Origin of the sequence: Lysinibacillus sp. FSL W7-1291 (assembly GCF_038593415.1) — a bacterium.
Lineage (GTDB): Bacteria > Bacillota > Bacilli > Bacillales_A > Planococcaceae > Lysinibacillus > Lysinibacillus fusiformis_D.
This window is the reverse complement of sequence record NZ_CP151994.1, coordinates 1,088,022-1,114,433: the sequence shown is the minus strand read 5'-3', so window position 1 is coordinate 1,114,433 and position 26,412 is coordinate 1,088,022. Positions and strand designations below refer to the sequence as shown.

General features: G+C 38.5%; 25 protein-coding genes. All 25 read right to left on the bottom strand.

What is annotated here, in order from left to right:
* Positions 1–46: 46 nt before the first annotated feature.
* On the bottom strand, positions 47–388 hold the full coding sequence (gene rbfA / locus NST76_RS05185) for a 30S ribosome-binding factor RbfA (RefSeq protein WP_036121387.1): 342 nt from the start codon (positions 386–388) through the stop codon (positions 47–49).
* A 78-nt stretch (positions 389–466) separates the two neighbouring features.
* Positions 467–745, bottom strand: a complete 279-nt coding sequence (locus NST76_RS05180; RefSeq protein WP_036121391.1) for a DUF503 domain-containing protein — start codon at positions 743–745, stop codon at positions 467–469.
* A complete protein-coding gene (infB, locus tag NST76_RS05175; RefSeq protein ID WP_089932001.1) occupies positions 745–3,036 on the bottom strand; it encodes a translation initiation factor IF-2 in 2,292 nt (763 codons plus the stop codon). Before infB ends, NST76_RS05180 begins: the two co-directional genes overlap by 1 nt.
* 14 nt (positions 3,037–3,050) lie before the next feature.
* Positions 3,051–3,359, bottom strand: a complete 309-nt coding sequence (locus NST76_RS05170) for a YlxQ family RNA-binding protein (protein WP_036121397.1) — start codon at positions 3,357–3,359, stop codon at positions 3,051–3,053.
* Positions 3,356–3,634: a YlxR family protein gene (locus NST76_RS05165; RefSeq protein ID WP_036121399.1), complete on the bottom strand. Its 279-nt coding sequence runs from the start codon at positions 3,632–3,634 to the stop codon at positions 3,356–3,358. The genes NST76_RS05170 and NST76_RS05165 overlap by 4 nt, the downstream gene beginning before the upstream one ends.
* Positions 3,635–3,770: 136 nt before the next feature.
* Positions 3,771–4,910 carry a transcription termination factor NusA gene (gene nusA, locus NST76_RS05160; RefSeq protein WP_058843511.1) on the bottom strand — a complete coding sequence of 380 codons (1,140 nt, stop codon included), beginning with the start codon at positions 4,908–4,910 and terminating at the stop codon, positions 3,771–3,773.
* A gap of 24 nt (positions 4,911–4,934) precedes the next feature.
* On the bottom strand, positions 4,935–5,411 hold the full coding sequence (gene rimP, locus NST76_RS05155; protein WP_036121405.1) for a ribosome maturation factor RimP: 477 nt from the start codon (positions 5,409–5,411) through the stop codon (positions 4,935–4,937).
* Between the two features lie 334 nt (positions 5,412–5,745).
* Complete coding sequence (locus tag NST76_RS05150) at positions 5,746–10,077, bottom strand: PolC-type DNA polymerase III (protein ID WP_089932000.1); 4,332 nt, start codon at positions 10,075–10,077, stop codon at positions 5,746–5,748.
* A gap of 269 nt (positions 10,078–10,346) precedes the next feature.
* Positions 10,347–12,053 (bottom strand): proline--tRNA ligase, encoded by a 1,707-nt coding sequence (locus tag NST76_RS05145; protein WP_058843510.1) that lies wholly within the window; start codon positions 12,051–12,053, stop codon positions 10,347–10,349.
* Positions 12,054–12,184: 131 nt separating this feature from the next.
* Positions 12,185–13,447, bottom strand: a complete 1,263-nt coding sequence (rseP, locus tag NST76_RS05140; protein WP_141903475.1) for an RIP metalloprotease RseP — start codon at positions 13,445–13,447, stop codon at positions 12,185–12,187.
* Between the two features lie 46 nt (positions 13,448–13,493).
* Positions 13,494–14,639: a 1-deoxy-D-xylulose-5-phosphate reductoisomerase gene (gene dxr / locus NST76_RS05135; RefSeq protein ID WP_058843508.1), complete on the bottom strand. Its 1,146-nt coding sequence runs from the start codon at positions 14,637–14,639 to the stop codon at positions 13,494–13,496.
* Positions 14,640–14,702: 63 nt separating this feature from the next.
* Complete coding sequence (locus NST76_RS05130; RefSeq protein WP_036124178.1) at positions 14,703–15,503, bottom strand: phosphatidate cytidylyltransferase; 801 nt, start codon at positions 15,501–15,503, stop codon at positions 14,703–14,705.
* Positions 15,500–16,294 (bottom strand): isoprenyl transferase, encoded by a 795-nt coding sequence (locus NST76_RS05125; RefSeq protein ID WP_036124181.1) that lies wholly within the window; start codon positions 16,292–16,294, stop codon positions 15,500–15,502. Before NST76_RS05125 ends, NST76_RS05130 begins: the two co-directional genes overlap by 4 nt.
* 311 nt (positions 16,295–16,605) lie before the next feature.
* Entirely contained in the window at positions 16,606–17,163 is a 558-nt protein-coding gene (gene frr, locus NST76_RS05120) for a ribosome recycling factor (protein WP_036124184.1), read from the bottom strand.
* Entirely contained in the window at positions 17,163–17,888 is a 726-nt protein-coding gene (gene pyrH, locus NST76_RS05115; RefSeq protein WP_342544694.1) for a UMP kinase, read from the bottom strand. Before pyrH ends, frr begins: the two co-directional genes overlap by 1 nt.
* Positions 17,889–18,101: 213 nt before the next feature.
* A complete protein-coding gene (gene tsf, locus NST76_RS05110; protein ID WP_036124190.1) occupies positions 18,102–18,989 on the bottom strand; it encodes a translation elongation factor Ts in 888 nt (295 codons plus the stop codon).
* 99 nt (positions 18,990–19,088) lie between these two features.
* Positions 19,089–19,808: a 30S ribosomal protein S2 gene (gene rpsB, locus NST76_RS05105; RefSeq protein ID WP_004269262.1), complete on the bottom strand. Its 720-nt coding sequence runs from the start codon at positions 19,806–19,808 to the stop codon at positions 19,089–19,091.
* Positions 19,809–19,964: 156 nt separating this feature from the next.
* Entirely contained in the window at positions 19,965–20,549 is a 585-nt protein-coding gene (locus tag NST76_RS05100; RefSeq protein ID WP_036124194.1) for a hypothetical protein, read from the bottom strand.
* A gap of 9 nt (positions 20,550–20,558) precedes the next feature.
* The gene (locus tag NST76_RS05095; RefSeq protein ID WP_036124197.1) at positions 20,559–20,867 is read right to left on the bottom strand and encodes a hypothetical protein; all 309 of its coding nucleotides are present in this window, start codon (positions 20,865–20,867) and stop codon (positions 20,559–20,561) included.
* Between the two features lie 23 nt (positions 20,868–20,890).
* Positions 20,891–21,661, bottom strand: coding sequence for a FliA/WhiG family RNA polymerase sigma factor (locus NST76_RS05090; RefSeq protein WP_036124200.1), 771 nt, complete (start codon positions 21,659–21,661; stop codon positions 20,891–20,893).
* A gap of 686 nt (positions 21,662–22,347) precedes the next feature.
* Positions 22,348–22,719 carry a hypothetical protein gene (locus tag NST76_RS05085; RefSeq protein WP_036124203.1) on the bottom strand — a complete coding sequence of 124 codons (372 nt, stop codon included), beginning with the start codon at positions 22,717–22,719 and terminating at the stop codon, positions 22,348–22,350.
* Positions 22,719–23,222 carry a chemotaxis protein CheD gene (locus NST76_RS05080; protein WP_036124234.1) on the bottom strand — a complete coding sequence of 168 codons (504 nt, stop codon included), beginning with the start codon at positions 23,220–23,222 and terminating at the stop codon, positions 22,719–22,721. The genes NST76_RS05085 and NST76_RS05080 overlap by 1 nt, the downstream gene beginning before the upstream one ends.
* Positions 23,223–23,224: 2 nt before the next feature.
* On the bottom strand, positions 23,225–23,857 hold the full coding sequence (locus tag NST76_RS05075; RefSeq protein WP_036124206.1) for a chemotaxis protein CheC: 633 nt from the start codon (positions 23,855–23,857) through the stop codon (positions 23,225–23,227).
* A 9-nt stretch (positions 23,858–23,866) separates the two neighbouring features.
* Positions 23,867–24,313: a chemotaxis protein CheW gene (locus tag NST76_RS05070; RefSeq protein ID WP_036124209.1), complete on the bottom strand. Its 447-nt coding sequence runs from the start codon at positions 24,311–24,313 to the stop codon at positions 23,867–23,869.
* Between the two features lie 27 nt (positions 24,314–24,340).
* On the bottom strand, positions 24,341–26,404 hold the full coding sequence (locus tag NST76_RS05065; RefSeq protein WP_036124212.1) for a chemotaxis protein CheA: 2,064 nt from the start codon (positions 26,402–26,404) through the stop codon (positions 24,341–24,343).
* Positions 26,405–26,412: the final 8 nt, after the last annotated feature.

The following is a 26,412-nucleotide window of genomic DNA, read 5'->3' as shown; positions in this document are numbered from 1 at the left end:
ATAAAAGTCTGCCTGCATTAACATGCATGTGGCAGACTTTTTTAGCTTATTCTTTGTGTAAACCTCTTAACAATGAATCAATACGGTTACCATATTCAATCGATGAATCAAATTCAAAGAGTAGTTCTGGTGTACGTCGTAAACGAATGCGTGATCCGATTTCTGATCGAATGAAGCCAGAAGCTTTTACTAAAGCTTTAAGCGTTTCTTCACGTTCACGCTCATTGCCTAAAGATGTAATATAAATTGTCGCTTGCTGTAAATCACCCGTTACATCAACACCTGTAACAGTCACAAAACCAACACGCGGATCTTTTATTTTACGGCCAATAATATCGCCAAGCTCTTTTTTCATTTGCTCAGCAACACGGTTTGAACGTAGAGACATAATTTGTCACCTCTATTTCGATGTACAGATAGCTGTGCATTTCATTGCTGTATCAAGCTTACAGCTATCTACTATTGCTTATAAATAATCTCGCCACACATCAAGCTGTTCCCATGATGGATTTGACTGCAAATAATGGAGCGCATGATTTATTTCCCGTTCAGCTGCATCTTTTGATGAAGAAACAGCAACAAGTCCTAATTTCGTACGCTGCCATACATTTTGATGGTCAATTTCCGCAATAGAAACATTAAATTTCTGCTTTGTGCGGGTAATCATACGCTGTAAGACAGCGCGTTTTTCCTTTAACGAATGGGCAGTTTGAATGATGAATTCAACCTCTGCATAAACGATCATTAGACGCGTTTAACTTCTTCCATAATATAGGCTTCAATAATATCGCCTTCTCTAATATCGTTGAAGTTTGTAATCGTAATACCACATTCGTATCCTCTTGCTACTTCTTTCACTTCATCTTTGAAGCGTTTAAGCGTATCTAGCTCACCTTCAAATATAACCACATTATCGCGGATTACACGTACACCTGAATCACGCGTTACTTTTCCTTCTGTTATATATGAACCAGCAATTGTACCAACTTTTGATACTTTAATTGTTTGACGAACTTCTGCTTGACCAATAATTTTTTCTTCAAACTCAGGATCAAGCATACCTTTCATCGCTTGTTCAATCTCTTCAATTACTTTATAGATGATGCGGTGTAAGCGAATATCTACACCCTCTTCTTCTGCAGCACGTTTTGCGTTAACATCTGGACGTACGTTAAATCCAATAACAATCGCATTGGAAGCTGCTGCAAGAGAAATATCAGATTCTGTAATAGCACCCGCACCTGTGTGAATAATTTTCACATTTACGCCTTCTACATCAATTTTCATTAATGAGGCAGCCATTGCTTCAACAGTACCTTGAACGTCAGCTTTCACAATTAAGTTAAGCTCTTTCATTTCGCCTTGGCTCATTTGTTCAAATAAGTTATCCAACGTAACACGTTGTTTTTCTGAACGCTGTGCTTGAATTGCTGACATGGCACGAGTTTCACCAACTTGGCGTGCTGTTTTCTCGTCTTCAAAGACTACGAAGCGGTCACCAGCTTGAGGTACATCGTTTAAACCTGTAATTTCTACTGGTGTCGATGGGCCAGCTTCTTTTACACGACGACCTTTGTCATTCACCATCGCACGTACACGACCATACGTATGACCTACAACAATTGGATCTCCTACTTTTAATGTTCCATCTTGTACTAATAGCGTAGCAACAGAGCCACGTCCTTTATCAAGCTGTGCTTCAATAACTGTACCAAGCGCTAAACGATCTGGGTTCGCTTTAAGCTCACCAACCTCGGCTACAAGTAAAATCATTTCTAACAATGTATCAATGCCTTCACCTTTTAATGCAGAAATCGGTACGAAAATTGTTTCGCCGCCCCATGCTTCAGGAACTAAGCCATGCTCTGTTAATTCTTGCATGACACGATCAGGATTTGCTGATGGTTTATCCATTTTATTCACAGCTACAATAATTGGTACTTCGGCTGCTTTAGCGTGATTAATCGCTTCTACTGTTTGCGGCATGACACCATCGTCAGCAGCAACTACTAAAATGGTTAAGTCAGTTACTTTTGCTCCACGTGCTCGCATTGTTGTGAAAGCAGCGTGTCCTGGTGTATCAAGGAAAGTAATTTTCTTGTCGCCTTCCGTTACTTGGTATGCCCCAATATGTTGTGTGATACCACCGGCTTCTCCTGCTGTCACTTTCGTATTACGAATAGAATCCAATAATGTTGTTTTACCGTGGTCAACGTGACCCATGATTGTTACAACTGGTGGACGTTCTGATAATACTGCTTCGTTCACTTCTTCTATTTGCTCGAAGTGTGTTTCTAAATCCGTAATATCTACACGAATTTCTTCTTCCACTTCTACACCGTAGTCTGCGCAGATTAATTCAATTGCATCCTTATCTAATTCTTGGTTAATTGTTGCCATTACACCAAGCATAAATAATTTCTTAATGATTTCAGATGGCTCACGGTGTAATTTTTTTGCTAATTCCGCTACTGATAATGATTCAACAAAAGTAATTTTTTCTGGCAGTTCCTTTTGTTTTACTGGTATAGACGGTTGATGCGTTTTTGGATGGCGACGTTTGCCTCCATGAATGCCTGGTTTTGGACGTTGGTTGTAACCACCGCCACCTCTACGATTATTATTATTATTGTTATTATTATTATTTTGTGTCATATTTCTATTTTGATTACCTTTTGTATTCTTAGATTTTTCGTTAGACGAATTTGAGTTTTGCTGTGTGTGTTGCTGATTGTTTGCTTTAGGCTTAGAAGTAGCAGATTGCTGCCTTTGTCCTTCTTGCATTTTCACCGAATGCTGTGGTTTTTGCTGTCCATTCGATTGAGGTCTTTGCCCCATATTTTGAATGGGTTTTTTTGCTGCTACATTTTTCTCAGGTGTTGCTTTAAATGATTGGTTTAACTTTGCCACAATATCTTTTTCCAACATCGACATATGGTTTGTTACACTCACATTTAATTTACTTAGTGCTTCAATAACCTCTTTACTCGTTTTATTCACTTGCTTCGCATATTCATGAACTCTGATTTTGGTCATCTGCTCACCCCCGATTAGTTTTCGTTGAGTAGACTAGACAATTTACGTGCAAAACCTTTATCGGTAATAGCTAAAGCCACTCGGGCCTCCTTACCTGTAGCATGTCCTAGATCGTAGCGATCTCCAATTACATGATACTCAACGTTGTAGTACGTGCACTTATCTTGAATTTTCTTACTAGAGTTTTTAGAGGCATCGTTTGCAAGCAATACTAGCTTAGCATTGCCATTCCGAACTTCCTTTACTACTAACTCTTCTCCTGAAATCACTTTACGTGCTCTTGCTGCGATCCCAAGCAAATTAAATATTGCTTGATTTATCATAAAATTGACTCCCTACGAATCAGCAAAATAAGTTCCTCATAAATTTCTTCAGGAATTTTAACATCAAGCTGGTGCCCTAATACATTTTTTTTGCGCGCGATGTCGATTGCATTCTCTGATTTAGATACATATGCACCACGCCCAGGCTTTTTTCCGGAGATATCTACACTTACTTCGCCCTCTTTTGAACGAACAACACGTACCATCTCTTTCTTTGGTAGCATTTCTCCAGTTGCTACACATTTACGAAGAGGTACCTTTTTGTTTACAGCCATAAGAATCACCATTCCTCTCTGAAGCTTGTCGTAAGAGGTGGACAAGTCATGCTCTACTTGACGCTCTGACAGTATTCAGTCGGCGTAGGGGGCCCACTGAATACTGTCAGCTAACTCGTCACACGGGCTTTCTTACTTATTCTTCGTCGTCTTGATATAAGTCAACTGCCACGTCATCAAAATCACTTTCTTCATCTTCAGCAGGGATGAAAGTGCTTGTAGCAGAAGGATAAATACCTAATTCACGAGCATCTGTTTCACTCTTAATATCAATTTTCCAACCAGTAAGCTTTGCAGCTAGACGTGCATTTTGCCCACGTTTACCAATTGCTAATGATAATTGATAGTCTGGTACGACAACCGTAGTTGATTTTTCTTCCTCGTTCACTTGAACATCTAATACTTTCGATGGGCTTAATGCATTGGCTACGAATACAATTGGATCTTCAGACCATTCTACAATATCAATTTTTTCACCATTTAGTTCATTGACAATCGTTTGTACACGAGCACCTTTAGCTCCAACACATGAACCTACTGGATCTACTTCTTCATTATGTGCATGGACAGAAATTTTAGAGCGATCTCCAGCTTCACGAGCAATTGATTTAATTTCTACAATACCTTCATAAATTTCAGGTACTTCCATCTCAAATAATCGACGTAATAAACCAGGATGTGTACGAGACACAATCACTTGTGGTCCACGTGTCGTACGCTCAACCTTTGTAATATATACTTTGATACGATCATGTGGATGATAAGATTCGCCTTGAATTTGTTCATTAATTGGCAATGCAGCTTCTACTTTCCCTAAACCTACATAGATATTTCGAGCATCCAAACGTTCCACGACACCTGTTACGATATCATCTTCACGGTCTACATATTGCTCATAGATTAATCCTCGCTCCGCTTCACGTACACGTTGTGTGACAACTTGTTTTGCTGTTTGTGCGGCAATACGTCCGAAGTTGCGTGGTGTTACTTCCTGTTCCACGATATCTTCTAGCTGATAAGCTGGATTAATGACTTTTGCATCTTCTAAAGAAATTTGCAAACGATCATCTTCTACCTCTTCCACAACATCTTTACGTGAAAATACACGAATAGAGCCCTTATCTAAATTTAAGTCCACTCGAACATTTTGTGCTTGATTAAAGTTGCGTTTGTAAGCTGTAACTAATGCCGCTTCAATGGCTTCAATTAACACATCTCTTGAAATTCCTTTTTGTTCTTCTAGCGCATTCAACGCATCTAACAAATCACTACTCATTTTGTTTTCACTCCTAAATATGCATTATGCTGAAAAATCAATGGCAAGTCGTGCCAATGCGATTTTTTCTTGTTCAATTGTTACTGTCATTTTACGTGTTTTAATACGTACTTCCACCACTAATGTATGTTCATCGTATGACGTTAAGTAGCCTTGGAATTCCTTCATGTCCTTAATGGGTTCATAGGTTTTTACATAAATAAATTTGCCAATTGCTTTTTCAAAATCCGTATCTTTTTTTAAGGGGCGCTCTGCTCCAGGTGAAGAAACTTCTAAATAATAGTTTTGTGTAATTGGATCTTTTTCATCCAATAACAGGCTTAGTCGTTCACTAACTTGAGCACATTGGTCAATGTCAATGTCACCCTCAGGCGTATCGACATAAACACGTAAAAACCAGTTACGTCCTTCTTTGACGTACTCAATATCCACTAGCTCAAGATTTAACTCATCCACAATTGGTTTAGCGAGCTCTTCAATTAAAGATGGTACTTTGCTCATTGTTGCCTCCTGTATTTATCAAATTCTAGCGTATGAATTGTTCATCACTGTAAGTTAATGCAGTAATGAATCATAATAAAACAGAAATTCCACCAGTTGCTTTGGTGAAATTTTACGGTCTTACCTGCTGTTAGTCAAAATTTGTTTTGCTACGGTATAACAACAGAAAAGAGCGGGTATGCCCCACTCTTTTGCTGGAAAAATATCAACAAATTATTACCATAAGGATAGCACAGTTCTCGGCACAATGCAAATTTCCTTCATGACAGTTAACCATATTGTGTCAGGATTTTGAAATTCTACAGTGACCTTTCGCCACGACACAAATCACTTACTAAAAAAGTGATAACTGATTGGCATCAGGCATGCCTTCTAAGCAACCAAGTTGGTCCATGTATTCGATAAGTGTTTTCGATACACGCCCACGTTGCTGTAAATCTTCCTTGGATAAAAACTCTCCCTCTTCCCGAGCGGCTACAATCGTTTTGGCAACGTTGGTTCCAAGTCCTGGAATCGCATCGAACGGAGGAATTAATGAATTGCCATCAATGACAAATTCACTTGCTTGAGAACGGTATAAGTCAACTTTCTGGAAACTCATGCCTCGTTCACACATTTCCAATGCAAGCTCCATCACCGTTAATAAGTTCTTCTCTTTAGTGGATGCATCTAAACCTTTCATATTGATTTCATCAATACGTGCTCGAATCATTTGCGACCCTTGAACCATCGCAATTAAATCAAAGTCATCTGCACGAACTGTGAAATACGCTGCGTAATAGAGGATTGGGAAATGTACCTTGAACCAAGCAATACGTACAGCCATTAGCACATATGCTGCCGCATGGGCTTTCGGGAACATATATTTTATCTTTTTACAAGATTCGATATACCAGCCTGGGACTTTATTGGCGAGCATCTCAGCTTCAAACTCCTCAGATAAGCCTTTCCCTTTACGTACAGACTCCATGATTTTAAAGGCCAGTGATGGTTCTAGACCTTGATAAATTAAATACACCATAATATCATCACGACAACCAATTACTTCTTTCAGCACACATGTACCGTTTTGAATTAATTCCTGTGCGTTGCCTAGCCATACGTCGGTTCCGTGGGAAAGTCCAGAAATTTGGACAAGCTCTGAGAATGTGGAAGGCTTTGTATCTTCAAGCATTTGACGTACGAAACGTGTACCAAATTCCGGGATACCCAATGTTCCTGTCTTACAGCCAATCTGCTTTTCTGTGACTCCTAACGTTTCTGGAGAACTAAAAATTTTCATTACGACAGGATCATCGGTTGGGATTGTTTTTGGATCTATTCCAGATAAATCCTGCAACATCCTGATAACCGTCGGATCATCGTGTCCAAGTATATCAAGCTTTAAAATATTGTCATGAATAGAGTGGAAGTCAAAATGGGTTGTCCGCCATTCTGCATCCTGTGCATCTGCAGGGAACTGCACTGGAGAAAAGTCATAAATATCCATGTAATCAGGTACAACGATAATTCCCCCAGGGTGTTGCCCAGATGTACGTTTTACTCCTGTACAGCCTTGCACTAAACGGTCGACTTCCGCACCTCGGAAATGTAAATTATGATCATTTGCATAGCCCTTTACATAGCCATATGCTGTTTTCTCTGCCACTGTACCAATAGTTCCAGCACGATAAACATAATCCTCTCCAAATAGCACCTTCGTATAGTTATGAGCTTGTGGTTGGTATTCACCAGAAAAATTCAAATCGATATCGGGTACCTTGTCACCTTTAAAACCAAGGAAGGTTTCAAATGGTATATCTTGTCCATCTTTTTTATAAGGTGTGCCGCATTCCGTACAGTCTTTATTTGGCAAGTCAAAGCCTGAGCTGACCGAACCATCATCAAAAAACTCAGAATGCTTACAATTAGGACAAATATAATGAGGAGGTAATGGGTTAACCTCTGTAATTTCCATGAAGGTTGCGACTAATGAAGAACCAACCGAACCACGTGAACCAACTAAATAGCCATCAGCTAATGACTTTTTCACCAGTTTGGCTGAAATTAAATAAATAACACCAAAGCCGTGTCCCAAAATCGATTTTAATTCTTTTTCAATTCGAGCTTTCACGATTTCTGGTAACTCCTCACCATAAATACGATGGGCCATTTCGTACGTTAAATTGGTTACCTCATCATCGGAGCCTTCAATTTTTGGTGTATAGAGGTCATCCTTAATCGGTTTTACATCACCAATACTCTCTGCAATTTTTTGCGCATTCGTTACAACCACTTCTTTTGCAAGATCTGGTCCTAAAAAATCAAATTCCTTGAGCATTTCATCCGTTGTTCTAAAATGAACCTCAGGTAGCTTGGATCGATTTAAAATATTAGCTCCACCCTGTGAACCAATAAGTATTTGCCTAAACATGGCATCTGTTGGATCTAAATAGTGGACATTTCCAGTGGCAACAACAGGTTTATCTATCTTCTTCCCAAGCTTAACAAGCTTACGAATAATATCCTCTAACGTCCATTCATCACGTACAACATTGCGTTCAATTAGTGGCGCATACACAGCTTTCGGTTGTACCTCGATATAATCATAGAATCGAGCAACTTGCTCTGCTTCCTCAGGTGACTTATTCATCATCGTTTCGAAGAGTTCACCATTACTGCAGCCTGAACCTACTAATAAACCTTCGCGATACTGCTCGAGTACAGCCCGTGTCACTCGAGGAACACGATAGAATGTTTTCGTATGAGAATGTGAGACGATTTTAAATAAGTTTTTTAAGCCCACATTATCAACGGCTAAAATCGTACAATGCATTGGTCGACCTTTTTTATAGGCATCGCCACCACCAATATGCTTATTGAAGTCGTCATGGTAATTAATCGCTAGCTCATCTGCATCTTTTAATAAATGTAATAGTAGATAGCCTGTCGCCTCTGTATCGTAAATCGCTCGGTGATGTTGTGTTAATTCAATATTGAATTTTTTACACAGTGTGTTTAAACGATGATTTTTCATAGTAGGATAAAGCAATCTTGCAAGCTCTAATGTATCAATGACCGGATGGGTTGTTCCTTCAAGGCCAAATTTCTTATAGCCTGTATATAAGAAACCTATATCAAATGATGCGTTATGAGCAACAACTATTGCGTCACCAATAAAGGCATGAAATTCTTTAATCACTTGCTCCACTTCAGGTGCATTTCGAACCATATCATCTGTAATTCCTGTTAGTTCAATGGTAGTAGCCGAAAGTGGATGATGTGGATTGGCAAAGCTTTCGTATTTATCTATGACATGCCCGTCTTTAATTTTTACTGCGGCCAATTCAATAATCGTATCGTAAGCCGTAGATAGCCCTGTTGTTTCTACGTCAAAGACAACATACGTTGTGTCTGCTAATAAACGATGTTCAGGAGCATAGGCAATCGGTACACCATCATCTACTAAATTTGCTTCTAGACCATAAATGACCTTGATCCCATGTTTTTTTCCTGCTGCATATGCTTCAGGGAAGGATTGCACAACAGCATGATCCGTAATAGCTATTGCTGGATGCCCCCATTTTGCGGCCTGTGCAACAAGCCGGTCAACAGGTGTAACTGCGTCCATTTGGCTCATCGGTGTGTGCAAATGTAACTCAACACGTTTTTCGCCCTCTGGTGCTAAATCTTGTCGTGTTTCTTTTTTGATTTCATTAATATCATTCGCCATGACAATTAAATCACGGATGAATGTATCCGTTTGAACAGAGCCTCGCACTTTAACCCACATGCCCTTTTTCAGATGCTGCATTAATTCTGCATCATCATTATCACGAGAGAACATTTTAACGATGATGGAATCTGTATAGTCGGTAATTTTAATTTGTAATAAGGAGCGTCCACTTTTTAGCTCTTTAATCTCCGTATCAAAAACAAACCCTTCAATAATGACACGGCGTTCTTCCTCGACAATCCGTTTAATTTCCACTATTTCATCATCTTTAATATGCATTCCAAGCTGGAATGGACGGTCACCAAGATTCGCCAATGCCGGGTTATCCTTTTTCTCTTGCTCACGTTTTTGGAAATCTTGCATCGCTTGCTGCGCTAGGGCCACTTCTTCCATACGTTTCTGCTCCATAAACGCCTCTTGTGCCGCGATCATTTCTTCCGTCTCTTCTTGTAGTACAAAGTCGATTACCATATGGGGGAAGCCGAATTGACCATAGCTTTCGGAAAGCTTGTCAGCATACTTTGTTTTCAGCATCATAAATTCCATTTCCTGCATGCAGGACAAAGTAATTTTTTGGCCATTCCACATTGGCACTTGAGAGATGAGACAGCTTTTAAGCGTCGGTGCCATCTCATCAATTTGTTCCACAACACTTAACCAGTAAGCTTGCACCAGTTCCTCTGTCACATTTTTCTCTACCGTTTCAAAGGTAGTATTAATTTGTGCAATTGCTGAAAATTTCTCCGTTAAATGTGTACGGAAAAGCTGATATAACGGAAACGGCAGTATATCTTGTAATTTAATGGTGAAATGCCAAAGTCTAACCTTTTTATGGACTGTTAGGCGTGATAATTCACCTTCCTCAAAAAATGACATGTACACATCATCTGTTAATTCTAATTGTTGCAAGAGCATTCGAAGTCTCATTCTTGCCTCTTGTTGCTGTTCCAATCTAACGACACCTACTTTCAGAAAGAGGTAGGTTGTTAAGCCTCCTCTTCTAATTCGTCTCAAAGACACGAGAGAATTCAAGAAAAAAATTCGCTCCCTCACTGCGGGCGCTCTTCAAGCTTAACAGAGTTTTACCATCTGTTGTTTCTTGCTTGGCTCACTGTCCCGCAGAAGTGTCGCGAATTATTTATCTCTATCTTATCAAAATTTTACGAAAGCCTCTATCAAAAGCATTAACTTCCAATTATAACCGATCTCTTAACAAGCCATTAGTTTTTACGGAAAAATTCGTTAAGGCGATCAATGACCTCTTCTTTTTTCCATTCAAATGTTTCACCAGTTTGACGGAATTTCACTTCTACCATACCTTCAGATGCTTTTTTACCAACCGTTACACGCACAGGTAAACCAATTAAATCAGCGTCTGCAAATTTTACACCTGCACGCTCGGCACGATCATCTAAAAGTACATCATAACGATATGATTTTAATAAACCGTAAAGTTCATCTGCTAATGCCACTTGCGCCTCATCTTTCGTGTTAACTGGCACAACATGAATATCATATGGTGCTAATTGTATTGGCCAAGTAAATCCATTATCATCTTGGAAGTGCTCAGCCACGGCAGCTAGAATACGAGATACCCCAATACCGTAACAGCCCATAATAAACGGTTGAGCCTTCCCTTGCTCATCTAAGAAAGTACCATTCATTTTAGCAGAGTATGTAGTACCTAATTTGAAAATATGACCAACTTCGATACCTTCTGCGAATTTAATAAACCCTTGTCCGTCTGGGGAAGGATCTCCCTCTTTAATAAAACGAATATCTAAGTAGTCATTCACAGCAAAATCACGCTCTGGGTTGACATTCACTAAATGGAATCCATCTACATTTGCACCTGCAATACCATTACGGATAGATTTGATAGCTTGGTCCGCTACTACCTTTACGTCTACTGGTAATTTCACTGGCCCAATTGAACCAACGCCACAGCCTAATAATTCACGGATTGCTGCTTCACTAGCCAGCTCCACAGAACCTGCATCAAGTGCATTTTTCAGCTTGATATCATTAATTTCATGATCCCCACGTGCAAGGACAACCACAAGCTCCCCGTCTACATCAAACACTAAAGATTTGATCACACTGGCTGGCTCTACATTTAAGAACGCTGATACTTCTTCAATTGTTTTTTGCTCTGGTGTTGCCACTTTTTCAACTTCTTTTAAAGCGTCATCTGATGGTTGATAATCCGCAATGACTTCAGCCATTTCGATATTTGCTGCATAGTCAGAAGTATCTGAGTAGGCAATCGTATCTTCCCCAATTTCAGATAGCACCATAAATTCATGTGTACCTTTACCGCCAATCGAACCTGCATCTGCAATGACAGCGCGGTAGTTTAAGCCAAGGCGGGAAAAAATATTTGAATACGCACGATACATATCTTCATATGTTTCATCTAAACTTTCACGTGATGCATGGAAAGAATAAGCATCCTTCATTATAAATTCTCTTCCTCGTAGTAAGCCGAAGCGAGGGCGCTTTTCATCACGGAATTTAGTTTGAATTTGATACAATGTTAACGGCAATTTTTTATAGGATTTAATTTCATCACGTACTAAAGTTGTAATCACTTCTTCATGAGTTGGTCCTAATGCAAAATCACGGTTGTGACGGTCTTTTAGGCGCATTAATTCTGGTCCGTATTTTTCCCAGCGACCTGATTCCTGCCAAAGCTCAGCAGATTGTAAAGAAGGCATTAGAAGCTCAATAGAGTTGATGGCTTCCATTTCTTCACGGATAATTGTTTCAATTTTTGTTAAGACACGTTTTGCAAGCGGTAAATACGAGTATACCCCACTTGTATTTTGACGAATAAACCCTGCTCGTAATAATTGCTTATGTGATTTTACCTCAGCATCCGCAGGTACTTCACGTAATGTTGGGATAAATGTTTTACTTTGCTTCATTCAGTGTTCCACCTTTTTTAATAGATAAGTTTATACTCTCAATAGCATAAACAAATTTAGCTTTGAGCGCAATGTTTCATAGTAATTGCGCTCAAAGCTAGAAAATGAAATTTCATTTAACTGTCATTGGTTTAAAAGAAGAATCGTTGAATATCGTTCCATGTCACGACAACCATTAAAATCATCAGTAGGACAATTCCTACGAAATGGACAATTCCCTCTTTTTGACGATCGATTGGTTTACCACGTAAAGCTTCAAAACCAAAGAATAATAAACGACCACCATCAAGTGCTGGTAATGGAAGTAGGTTCATAATTCCTAAGTTAATACTTAACATTGCGGCCCAATTCATTAAGTTCATAATACCATACTGGGCTACTTGCTCTGTTGCTTTATAAATGCCAACAGGTCCAGAAAGCGCATCTATTGTGAACTTACCAGTAATCAACATACCAAGAAGCTCAAATATTTTCATGGTCATATTATAGGTTTCTTGTGCTCCATAAACTACAGCTTTTAATGGATTAAATTCTCTCGGACTGTCATAGCGCACACCAATTTGACCATATTTTTCGCCATCCTGCTGGATTTCTTTCACAGTCATATTTAAGTTCATAGATTGTCCATCACGTTCCACAGTCACTGTAATTTCTTCGTTTGGATGATCTTGAACAATAGCGGCTAAATCCTGCCATTTTTCAACGGCTTGTCCGTCAATGGCTGTTACTCTATCTCCCGCAAGCATTCCTGCCTGTGCAGCTGGATCATTTTCTACTACTTCAGTGATAATCGGCTCGTATGTTGGGACACCGTGGATTAACCCAATTACCAAGTAAATCACAAACGCAAGAATAAAGTTAAACAAAGGACCTGCAAAGATTGTCATCGCACGTTGACCAACTGTTTTTGCATTAAATTGACGATCATGTGGTGCAATGACCAATTCACGACCATTTTCCACAAGAACACAATCTCTTGCTACGTCATAACGAACTAGACGTTCTTCTTCATCATAGCCTTCTACAAATAAATTCTTCTCTAAATCAGCACGCTCAACTTCTAAAAATAATAAATCTGGTAGCTGCTTATTACTTTGATTGAAAATAATTTTTTTCACAACATTATCTTCATCGACAATTAGCCCTATTCGATAGCCTGGCTGTAGTTCAGTGCCATCCATATCCTCGCCGGCCATACGAACATACCCACCGATAGGCAATAATCGAATAGTATACATTGTTTCTCCATGCGTTTTCCCATAAATTTTGGGACCCATTCCAATAGCAAATTCACGCACTAAAATACCTGCACGTTTAGCAAATAAGAAATGTCCAAGTTCATGGAAGAAGACGAGCATCCCAAATATTAAAATAAATGCAATGGCTGTTTGCATAATATCCCACCTTTAATAGCGATTAGTTAACGATACAGTACTTTCGTTATTTTACCATGTCTAACACTATTTTTCTTGTCTCACTGTCCACATGTAAAATCGTTTGTAAATCTGGTACTGCAATGTTTTGATGTGCATGCATTACTCGTTCAATCGTCTCATCAATTTCAAGGAATGTAATTTTCCCTTGTAAAAAGGCTGCAACTGCCGCTTCATTTGCTGCATTCATCGCTGTCAAAATGGTACCACCTGTACGACCAGCCTCATATGCTAAACGCAAAGCCGGATAACGCTCAAAGTCCATATCTTGAAAATGTAGTTGTCCAATTTGCGCTAAATTTAGTCGCTGACCATTATGTAATGGTATACGATCAGGATAGCTTAAAGCATATTGAATCGGTACGCGCATATCTGGCGTGCCTAGCTGAGCAATCACACTAGTATCATGATACTCAACAAGAGAGTGAATAATACTTTCTCTATGCAAAAGTACATCTATTTTATCATATGGCATATCAAATAAAACATGTGCTTCAATGACTTCTAATCCTTTATTCATCATTGTTGCGGAGTCTATCGTAATTTTTGCGCCCATAGACCAGTTCGGGTGATTCAATGCATCTGCGACCGTCACATGTTGTAATTGGTCACGTGTTTTATCACGGAAGCTACCACCTGAAGCTGTAATAATTAAACGCTCAATATTTTTGGGATTTTCGCCATTCATTGATTGGAAGATGGCTGAGTGCTCGCTATCAACAGGTAAAATCGTGGCCTTATGTTTTTTGGCTTCTGCCATGACTAAATGACCAGCTGTAACAAGTGTTTCCTTGTTAGCAATGGCAATCGTTTTGCCCATGCGAATAGCTGCTAATGTTGATTCCAGACCAACACTGCCTAGCACAGCATTGACGAGTACAGTTGAGTCTGGATGTGTAGCAACTTCTACAAGACCTTTCGCCCCAAATGTAAATTGGATTTCAGGATAATCTTTCGCAAGGTCTCGTGCATCCTCTTCTAGCTGCACAGAAACTAGCTCGGGTTTTAATGTTTCAATCATTTCTCGTGTTTTCTCAATGTTTTTCCCTGAAGAAAAAGCCACTAATTGAAACGCATCACGTTGTTCTTTTAAAATATCGTAGGTTTGCCAACCGATTGAACCCGTTGCACCTAATAAACTAATTTTTTTCACAACAAATTGTCCCCTTTTTCTATCTAAGCAAATGATTTAGCAAGATGTCTTTTAATATACAGATTAATTACCAAACAAATGTAAAAAATGAAGGAGAGGCACGACAAATAATAGACTATCGAAGCGATCTAAAATTCCGCCATGCCCTGGTAAAATATTGCCCGAATCTTTTACATCAAAATGACGTTTGATAGCTGATTCTACCAAATCTCCCATTTGTCCAATAATAGAGGCAAAAATCGTGACAAAAACAAGTGATATATAACCATTTGCAAATGGGTAAATGAGTTGCATACCAACTGCAAAAATAACCGCAATGACAATTCCGCCTAGAAAACCTTCAATCGTTTTCTTCGGTGAGATTTCAGGCCATAACTTATTCTTTCCTAATTTTCTTCCTACAAAATAGGCACCTGAATCTGTTGTCCAAACAACTAATAAACAATAGACAACATACTCTAATCCAACATTTCTTGTTTCAATTAAATAATGGAATCCTAACCCCACATAAAATGCACCCAATAAAATAAAGCCCACTTCGTCAAAGGTTATTTTATTTTTTACAAGGACCACGTAAATCAGCAGTAACATCATTAGACCATAAACAACCATTAAATTGGATGAATAGCCTATTGTCTCTACAACTTTTTCACTCCAATCTTTCGGTATAACAAGTAATACTAATGTTATTAACCCTAGAAAACCAGGCACAGAAAAAATGGAAATCCCTTTCATTTTTAAGATTTCATAAAAACCGACAATAGCCATTGCAAGCACAAGTATGGTAAATGGTACTTTGCCATAAATAACGAACGGAATAAAAAGTGCTGCTGCAATTATTGCCGTGATAATTCGTTGTTTCAAGTTGTTTCTTCTCCCTTCAACCCACCGTAACGGCGATTACGCTTCTGATAATTTTCCACCGCTTCCAGTAAGCTTTCCTCACTAAAATCTGGCCACAATGTATCTGTAAACCAAAATTCTGTATAGGCGAGCTGCCATAACATAAAGTTACTTAATCGTACTTCACCACTTGTACGAATTAGAAGATCTGGTTCAGGCAAATGGGCCGTCATTAAATGAGACGTTAAGCATTCTTCTGTTATGTCTTGCATCGTTAATTGACCGTCCTGCACTTTTTGCAGCATCGTTTTCATGGCATTGACCATTTCAGAACGACTCCCATAGTTCAGCGCAAAATTTAAGACAAGCCCTGTATTATGCTTTGTTTCTTCCATTGCCTCATACAACGCCTTTTGCGTATGAGCAGGTAATAAGGATGGATCGCCAATCATTTCGACACGTACATTACGCTGCATCATTTCTGGTAAGAAAGAACCTAAAAATTCAACAGGTAGACGCATAAGAAAATCAACCTCTGGTTTTGGTCGCTTCCAATTTTCTGTGGAAAATGCATATACGGTTAAAACTTTAATTCCTAAATCCGACGCAAACCTAGTTACTTTACGTACGGTCTTCATTCCTTCATGATGACCAGCAACTCGTGGCATAGCACGTTTTTTCGCCCAACGTCCATTTCCGTCCATAATAATCGCTACATGGGCAGGAATCGGCTCGCTTTTAGTTAGGGCCACACGCTCCTCCAATGATAGTGTATCCATATTTATTTGTTTTCCTAATAGCTTTTTAAACATGCTAACTCCCCCACTACAACTAATCGGACGTATACTAACCTATCATAACAAACAAAAGCGCTTTTTGTCTTTTTTTTCCCTCTAAATTGACTATGTATGTACTAGCTTATTTTAGAACTATACACATAATAAAGAATAAGTTTGTTAGAAAATCGATGATGTTGTTATTAATGATCTTTTCGCATTTCATGTATGCTCTTTATATGACAAAGCAATTGATTATGAACAATAAAGCGAAAAGACGTCCTGTTATGTATAGGACGCCTTCATCTCATCAAAAAGTTCCATCATAGACATGTAAAACGTCTTGTTTACACCTCTAAAATTTCTTTTTCTTTATCTTTCGCTACTTGATCTACTTTCACAATGAATTCATCTGTTAATTTTTGAATATCGTCACCATAGCCACGTAGATCGTCTTCTGTGATTTCGCCAGCTTTTTCAAGTTTTTTCAAATCATCGTTTGCATCGCGACGAACGTTACGTACAGCAATTTTTGCGTCTTCTGCTTCTTTTTTCACTTGCTTTACTAGATCCTTACGACGATCTTCTGTTAGCGCTGGAATCATTAAACGAATGATCGAACCATCATTTGTTGGTGTAATCCCGATATCTGATTTCATAATTGCTTTTTCAATATCACCTAAAATTGTTTTATCGTAAGGTGTAATGACTAGTAAGCGAGCTTCTGGTACAGAAACACCTGCAAGTTGGTTAATTGGTGTTGGTGCCCCATAGTAGTCTACCATGATACGATCCAATAAAGATGCGTTCGCACGACCCGCACGAATAGATGATAGTTCACGTGAGAAAGCTGTGATTGTTTTGTTCATTTTTTCTTTTGCTTGTTCTAAGACTTGTTTAGCCATTATACGTTCCTCCTAACAACTGTTCCGATTTTTTCGCCTTGTACAGCACGTTTAATGTTACCTGGCTCCGTAATTGAGAAAACAATTAGCGGGATATCGTTATCCATACATAAAGTGGAAGCCGTTGAATCCATTACTTGTAAGCCTTGTTGGATAACTTCTAAGTATGTGAGTGTATCATATTTAATGGCTGTTTCATCCACTTTTGGATCTGCCGAATAAACGCCATCGACATTATTTTTAGCCATTAAAATCGCATCTGCGTCAATTTCTGCTGCGCGTAATGCGGCAGTAGTATCAGTAGAGAAGAACGGATTACCTGTCCCTGCTGCAAAGATAACGACACGTTTTTTCTCTAGATGTCTAACTGCTTTACGACGAATGTATGGCTCCGCTACTTGAGTCATCACAATAGAAGATTGAACGCGTGTTTCAATACCTAATTTTTCAAGAGCATCTTGTAAAGCTAGTGAGTTCATAACGGTTGCTAACATGCCCATATAATCGGCTGCAGCACGATCCATTCCCATTTCACTACCTATTTTACCACGCCATATATTACCGCCACCTACAACAACAGCAACTTCTATATCAAGATCTACTACTTCTTTTACTTCTTCTGCAACAGACTTGATTATTTTTGGTGATAAACCGAAGCCCGCTTCTCCAGCTAACGCTTCACCACTTAGTTTAATAACTACTCGTTTATATTGCGGTACACTCATTGTAAACCTCCGTAAGACTTTATTTAAAACCTTTCTATTCCCTTTTCCATTATAGTATATCTAACAATAATTGCTAGTTGTGAATAAGGCAGAATAGAAAATTATATCCGTTTTTCGTTCATTTCGGAAAAATAGGGAACACGCTATGTTGTGTTCCCCATTTTAGTCTAGATAATCTAGATATTATTTGATTAGAATCAAATGCAAGCGAAATTAGTTACCTTTAACTTGGCTCATTACTTCTTCTGCAAAGTTATCTTCACGTTTTTCGATACCTTCACCAACAGCGTAACGTACAAAGCCGTTTACTGAACCACCAGTTGAAGCTACGAAATCACGTACTTTTTGATCTGAGTTTTTAACAAATGTTTGATCAAGCAAGCAAACGTCTTCGAAATATTTACCAAGACGGCCTTCAACCATTTTCGCAACGATGTTTTCTGGTTTACCTTCGTTAAGAGCTTGCTCTGTTAATACTTTACGCTCACGTTCAACTTCTTCAGCAGAAACTTCATCGCGAGAAACATATGTTGGGTTGATTGCTGCAATGTGCATCGCAACATCTTTAGCTGCTGCTGCATCAGTAGAACCTTCTAAAGTCACTAATACACCAATACGGCCGCCCATGTGTAAGTAAGCACCGAATGCATCTGCATCAGATTTTGATTTAATTTCGAAACGACGAAGTGTAATTTTTTCACCAATTGTTGCAACAGCTGTTGAAATTTGATCTTCAATTTTTACACCTTCAGCATTTGTAAGCTCTAAAGCGGCTTCAACTGAAGCTGGTTTAGCAGCAAGTAATTGCTCTGCTAAAGAAGAAACTAATACTTGGAATTTGTCGTTTTTCGCAACGAAGTCAGTTTCAGCGTTTACTTCCACGATAATCGCTTCGTTACCTTGTTCTAAAATGTAAGTTGTACCTTCTGCAGCGATACGGTCAGCTTTTTTAGCAGCTGACGAAAGACCTTTTTCACGTAGGAAGTCGATTGCAGCTTCTAGGTTACCATCAGTTTCTACTAACGCTTTTTTACAATCCATCATACCAGCGCCAGTTTTTTCGCGTAATTCTTTTACTAATTGTGCAGTAATGTTTGCCATTTAGTGTTTCCTCCTCAAATTGGTTGAACTATTTAATGATAGGTTCTAAAAAAGGTGATAAGGGTTTTGAGCCACTTATCACCTTTTTGTAAACGTGAATTACTCAGCAGCAGCTTCTACAGCTGGAGCTTCTTCTTCACCTTGTTTTGACTCGATTAAAGCGTCAGCCATTTTAGCAGTTAAAAGTTTAACAGCACGAATAGCATCATCGTTAGCAGGGATTACGTAGTCGATTTCATCTGGATCACAGTTAGTATCAACAATACCTACTAGAGGGATGTTTAATTTACGAGCTTCTGCAACAGCAATGCGCTCTTTACGTGGGTCAACCACGAACATTACGTCTGGAAGATCGTGCATATCACGGATACCGCCTAGGAATTTGATTAGACGTTCGTGTTCTTTTTTAAGTTGGATTACTTCTTTTTTAGGAAGAACTTCGAAAGTTCCTTCTTCTTCCATTTTTTCGATTTGTTTCATACGTGCAACACGTTTTTGAATTGTACCGAAGTTTGTAAGAGTACCACCTAACCAGCGTTGGTTGATGTAGTAGTTGCCTGAACGTTCAGCTTCATCTTTGATCGCTTCTTGTGCTTGTTTTTTCGTACCAACGAAAAGAACTTTACCACCGTCTTGACCAACTTGACGCATGAAGTCATAAGCTTCCTCTAATTTTTTAACCGTTTTTTGTAAGTCGATGATGTAGATCCCGTTACGTTCAACGAAGATATATTTCTTCATTTTTGGGTTCCAACGACGAGTTTGGTGACCGAAATGTACACCAGCTTCAAGTAATTGTTTCATAGAAATTACTGACATGTGAATTTCCTCCTAGTATGTTTGGTTTTTATCCTCCGCATTTATCATCTGCAACAAGCTACCCTAAGCTTAGAGCACCACTTACTACATCAAAATGCGTGTGTAGTAATAACACCATTTGCAACTATATCATAGCTTTGATTGATTCGCAACAATTTAGTGATGAAATTTCAGTAAAAGCTCGATTTCTGTTTTCCCCTTTTGCAGTTGTTTCGCTATCTCCTCTACCGATTTTCCCTGCTTTGTTAATTCTAGCGCTTGCTGTTCCACCGTCAGCATTTTTTCTTTTTCAGGTAGACTTGCCATCTCCTCTTTTGGAGATGGCACTGCTTGTGCCTTTTTTGCACCAGTATGTTGCTGACGTGAATAAGCATTTGCTACAATTTTTTTAGGTACGTAGATACGAGAATCTTTATCTAAACTTAGCGAACTATCACTTTTAGTCCCTTGGGTTAAATCCGAAGACGACTGTTCCATTGGTGTCACACTTTGTTCTATTTGCTGCAAGCTACTCGCCGCTATTTCGGGCTGTTTGACATTTTGTAACTCTTTAATAAGACGGTCATTTTCATCTTTCATTTCTGCTAAATAAGCCGTAATCGTATCGTCCATTTCCCTCATTAAACGTTCTTGCTTCTTTTCTAAATCCTTAAATTTTGCTAGCTTTGTATTTAAAATAATAAGGAAGTAAAATGAAAGTAGCTGTAAAAAGAATAGTAACGCTATTAGTATGGTTGTCATTGTAAACTCCTATCCACTAAAATCCACGAAATTCCCTTTAAACGGATGTTGTGCCTGTTTTTCTTGTTGACCCTGCTTCTTTTTCTTCTTTTTATGAATACCTGTTAAATATTCGCCACCTGCATCCTCATCCTCACTAATTTCATCCATACCTTCTGTTGTATTGACAATTTTTTGCTTGCGCTCTACTTCTTTTTTTAATGCTTCATTTGCGTGTGCCTGTTGGGCTAATGCTTGTTGCTGTGCCTGATCTGCCATTTTCCCCGCTTCAAATGTTTTTGGAATAGCAATTTGTAATTCGACACCTTTTAAACTCATTGGAATCTCTCCCTCAAGGATATTTACGCATTAATCATTTCACTTGATAATAGCTTTCGTAGCTTTAATAGCGCTTTTGAATGAATCTGTGAAATACGTGATGTTGACAGTTCAAGCATTTCACCAATTTCAGTCAAAGTTAATTCCTCTGTGTAAAATAAACTAAGTACAAGCTGTTCTTTTTCATTGAGCTTTTGAATATTCTCAGCTAAGTCACCTAATAACTCCGATTTAATAACAGTTTGCTCAGGTGTTTTTGTCGTATCATCTCGGATGACAAATGACTTACCGTCCGCTTCCTCTTGATCCTGTTGCTCATTAATGGAAAGAACATTTGAAAAAAAATGCTCTTGCACTGTCTGATACACATCTTCAACAGATACTTCCATATGCTCCGCAAGTTCCTCAGGTGTTACATGACGCATATATTTTTGCTCTAATTGTTCAATTTGAGCATCTAATTTTTTGGCTTTTTCACGCGCTGAACGCGGTAACCAGTCTTCCTTACGTAAACCATCAATGATAGCGCCTCTTACTCTAAACGAAGCATATGTATCGAATTTTAAATCTCTGTTAATATCAAATTTATTTAATGCATCAAAAAGCCCTACCATGCCTAAACTCGTTAAATCGTCTCGTGATACGCTCTTTGGCAAACCCGCACCAATACGTTGGACATGGTAAGATACTAAAGAAATATATTTTTTTATAAGTAAATCACCAGCATCTGGATCACGCTCATGAATCCAGCGATTCCATAGTTTTTGCTCATCGTTCAGAATTGGTTGTGTCATGAAATCCACCTCTCTAAAAACGCTTTACGCGCCCGTTTGCCACTGACTATTTGCGCTCATAAAATTAATCATTCAACAGGATTTTTCGGTTAATCTTTGTAAAAAATCCACATTAAAGCTAATCTAGACGTGAGCTTCGAATAGTTAAAAACTCGATAAGCAGTTGCCATCTTTCCTATATTATAACAAGAATCGACTATAATTTCATTTGTTTCTCTTACTCTCTAATATATTCCTTAATTTTTTAATCTCATAGAAAAACTGTACCCTTGTTATGATGAACAGTTGGATACAGTTCTAAAATTTGTCTACAGAATTAAACTTATAATTTAGGACGCTATTTAATTCGATGCTAAGGTGCATCATAACTATGACATTGAACAAAAAGGTTATAATACCTACATTGCATCCACAATGCACCAATTGTCGTTTCAAAAACGTGCTATAGAGCTAGAAATAATTTTTCCATTGAATATTGAGATCTACGAGCGATTGCTTCAGCCCATTACTAATACCATGTTCGCCCTCCCCCTCCTTTTGACCATTTTTGCTTATCTGCTTCATTAAGCGGTGGTTTTCCTCCTGTAATAAAGTGCGCTAATAAGCTAGCCTGAGCTTTTGAGTTTCTCGTATAATAAAGCCTTCAAATGCCCAATAAAAAAAGAGCCGCTATTCGCGACTCATTTTTACGCATTCACTTGTTGCTCTTCTTCTCGATTCATCATCGTTCGTACTACTTGAGCAATTTCCTCGGAATTTTCATCTTGGAATTCAACCGTTGAATTAACTGCTGGAGCTTCTTGCTTTGCGCCATCAGTAGCATCAAGTTCATGATCTGTTAGACCATCTTCATCCACTTCTTCATTAGCCTCTGGCGTAAACATGATGTAAGCAATTAAAAAACGTACTATATACATAGCGATAAAGACGATAATTGCTACAACAAAAGCGCTGATGATGATGCGAAGGGGAGTAGATGGTTTTTGAAATGTACTGAAAAAATAAATTGAAAAAGCAATTAATGCTCCCCATAGATTGTAAAAAATAGAACCAAACATTAGATTTCGCTCACTCCTTGGTTAACTGTTCGAATATGTAATATCGACGTTGCAGGATTAAATTCAATCGTTCTACCACTATTTCCACCAGTATCCTCGGCCACTAAAGGTACTCCATGTCTCTTTAACTCATGTTTAACTGCTTCTACATTGCGGGGACCGATACGCATCGTATCTTTGTCAGATGTAAATTGAAACATCTGCGCCCCCCCTGCAATTTTTGCCTTTAGTTTAAATTTTTGAACGCCTTCTAATTTTAATAAATCTATCATTGCTGCAATACCTGAATCTGCAAATTTTGCCACATTGATTGACTCAGCTCTACCTAAGCTTGAATCTGGTAACATCACATGGATTAAACCAGCAATTTTTTTTGACTCATCATATAAAATAACGCCCACACAAGAACCAAGACCAGAAGTTCGAATGGTGTTAGGTAACTTTACTACATCCATTTGTGCAATTCCCACTTTAATTACTTGTCCACTACTGCTGCTTAACATCATCATGAAACTCCTAATGCTTTAAAAATTGCATCGAATGAGTCGGGATCGGGAAGCAGGAAGAAATGACCTCTCACCGTTTCGTGGTCTTCTACACCTTCTTCAAAAATGGATGTATTTATCACAATAACATTATCACTTACATGTGATAATTCGATTAAACCAATACTGATAATAGCGCCAAACATATCTACACTTAGACCAGGTACTGTTGGGTAAATTTTCAAATTGGTAAAGTCCGATAAGGCAGATAAATAGGAGCCCGATAAAATATTGCCCATTTCTTGCATAGCTGATAAGCCTAGCTCTGAAACTGGTTGCTTTTTAAAGTCAAATGTATCATCAAAAATAAGACGACGGATAAAGCGATTTGCTTGCTCGATAGGTAAAATAAAGAACATACTTCCTTCAGCATCTCCTTCAATACGAAGGTAAATACCAACTACAACGTTTTCAGATCCGCCAGCCAGTTCCATCATTTCGTTAAAGGACACCATTTCTACCTTTGGAACGCGCATATCAATTTTTTTCCCAAGTAAATTGGAAAGTGCTGTCGCGGCATGCGCAGCACCAATATTTCCAATTTCCTTTAATACATCTAAATGTAGCGATGTAATCTTTTGATTAAATGTCATTATCGATCCCTACTTTAGTGGATTTAATACTTTTTCTAAATGTAACAAGATTAATAATCGTTTCTCTACTTTGGCAACACCTGAAATAAATTCTTCTTCAAGTGAGCCAACGACCTCTGGTTGCGGTTCAATTGCACTTGCTGGAATATCAATAACATCGTTCGCTGAATCTACAACAAAACCTACTTCCATATCTTCTAATGAAATAATGATAATGCGTGTTGTTTCTTCATGTTCAGAAACAGGTAGTTCAAAGCGTTCACGTAAATCGACTATTGGTGTAACAACACCTCGTAGATTGATTACACCTTTCACATATTTCACGGTTTTCGGTACACGCGTAATATGCATTAATTTTTCAATTCCTTGTACATGGGACACGGGAATTGCATATTCTTTATCTGCTAGCTGAAAGACAATTACTTTAATACTTTCTTGTTCCACTGCGTTTGTCATACTTTACACCTCTCTTATTCATTCACCTTATTTAATTAGTGCGTTACAATCTACAATTAAGGCTACTTTACCATTACCTAAAATCGTTGCACCTGAAATGGCAAAGATATTTGTTAAGTAATTTCCTAATGACTTCAAGACAATCTCTTGTTGTCCAATGAAAGAATCCACTACTAGACCAGCAAGTTTTTCACCTTTGCGAACAATTACAACTGAATGGAATTCTTCATCTTGTGACTCTTTACGAGGAACCTCAAAGATTTCCTCTAAGAATACCAATGGAACAACCTTGCCACGGAAGTCGATTACTTTTTGATTATGCGCATTCATAATCTCTGATGAACGGATAATAGATGTTTCAATAATAGAAGATAGTGGAATTGCATAAATTTCTTTTTCAATCTCCACCAGCATGACTGAAATAATCGATAATGTCAGTGGTAATTGAATCGAGAAGATAGATCCAACATCCTGTGTAGATTCAATTGAAATATTACCACCAAGTGATTCAATCGTTGTTTTCACAACATCTAAACCTACCCCACGACCAGAAACATCAGAAATGACATCGGCAGTTGAGAAGCCTGAAGCTAAAATAAGCTCATTAATCTGTTTATCAGACATTGAATATGATTGTTCTTGTGTCACAATGCCTTTTGAAATAGCTTTCGCTAGTACTTTTTCACGATTAATGCCCGCGCCGTCATCTTCAATTTCAATAAAGACATAGTTTCCACTATGATACGCACGTAGGACAACTGTTCCTTCTTCTGGCTTACCTTTTGCACGACGAGCCGTCGGATTCTCAATCCCATGATCCACAGAATTACGGATTAAGTGAACTAGTGGATCCCCAATTTCATCTATAACCGTACGATCTAACTCGGTTTCTGCACCGATGATTTCTAGGTTGATCTTTTTATTTAAGTCACGCGATAGCTGACGAATCATTTTTGGGAATCGGTTGAATACTGTTTCCACTGGTACCATACGCATCGTTAAAATAATTGTTTGTAGATCACCCATCACACGACTCATGCGCTCTACTGTTTCATTTAACTCACCATGATTCACTTCTGTAGCGATCGATTGTAGTCGACCACGATCAATGACAAGCTCTTCAAACAAGTTCATTAAAATATCAAGACGTTCAATATTTACACGAATCGTTTTATTCCCTACAGGTGCATGAGCTTTATCAGCTTTAGCTGGTGCTGCTGCTTTGGCTGGTGCCGCAACAGGTTCAGCTTTCGCAGGCGTAGCTGCTGGTGTTGGTTCTGCTTCTACCACTGCTGTTGCTGCTACTTCCTGATGGGCTTCATATTGTTTTTCACTAAATTTCTTCAGGTCAATTGTTGTCACAACGACTTCATCAACCTCTGAAACCTTCATTATTTTTTTCTGCATATCTTCGGCTGTTTCTTTTGTCACAAAAGCAACATAGAATTGTTGATCAAACTGTTCATCTTCAAGCTTTTCAACAGATGGACTGGACTTAATGACATCTCCATCTTTTTCTAAAATTTCAAACACCATAAATACACGTGCAGCCTTTAATAGGCAATCCTCACGTAATGTAACTGCAATTTCAAATGCATTGAAGCCTTGTTCAGATGATTGTGTAATAACTGTTTGTTCAAAGCTATCATATTCTAAAACACTTGCAACGACTGCTGGTGCCACTGTTGCTACCACTTCTGGTACTGCTTCCTCACCTAATTCAATGCGCTTCAGTTGAGCAACAGTTGATGAAACATCACGTTTACCATCTCCACCGTTCGCAATATCCATCACCATTTCTTCTAGATGATCAACAGATTCAAAGACAACATCTAGTATTTCAGGTGTGACATGGATTTTCTCATTACGAATAGCATCTAAAACATTCTCCATTTTATGTGTCAAATCCGCTAAATCTTCAAAGCCCATTGTGGCAGACATACCTTTTAACGTGTGGGCAGAGCGGAATATTTCCCCAACAATGGCCAAATCATCTGGATTCTTCTCTAATTCTAATAAATGTTCACTACATGCTTGTAAATGCTCTTTACTTTCTTCGATAAACATCTCTAAATATTGATTGACTTCCATAAGAGGAC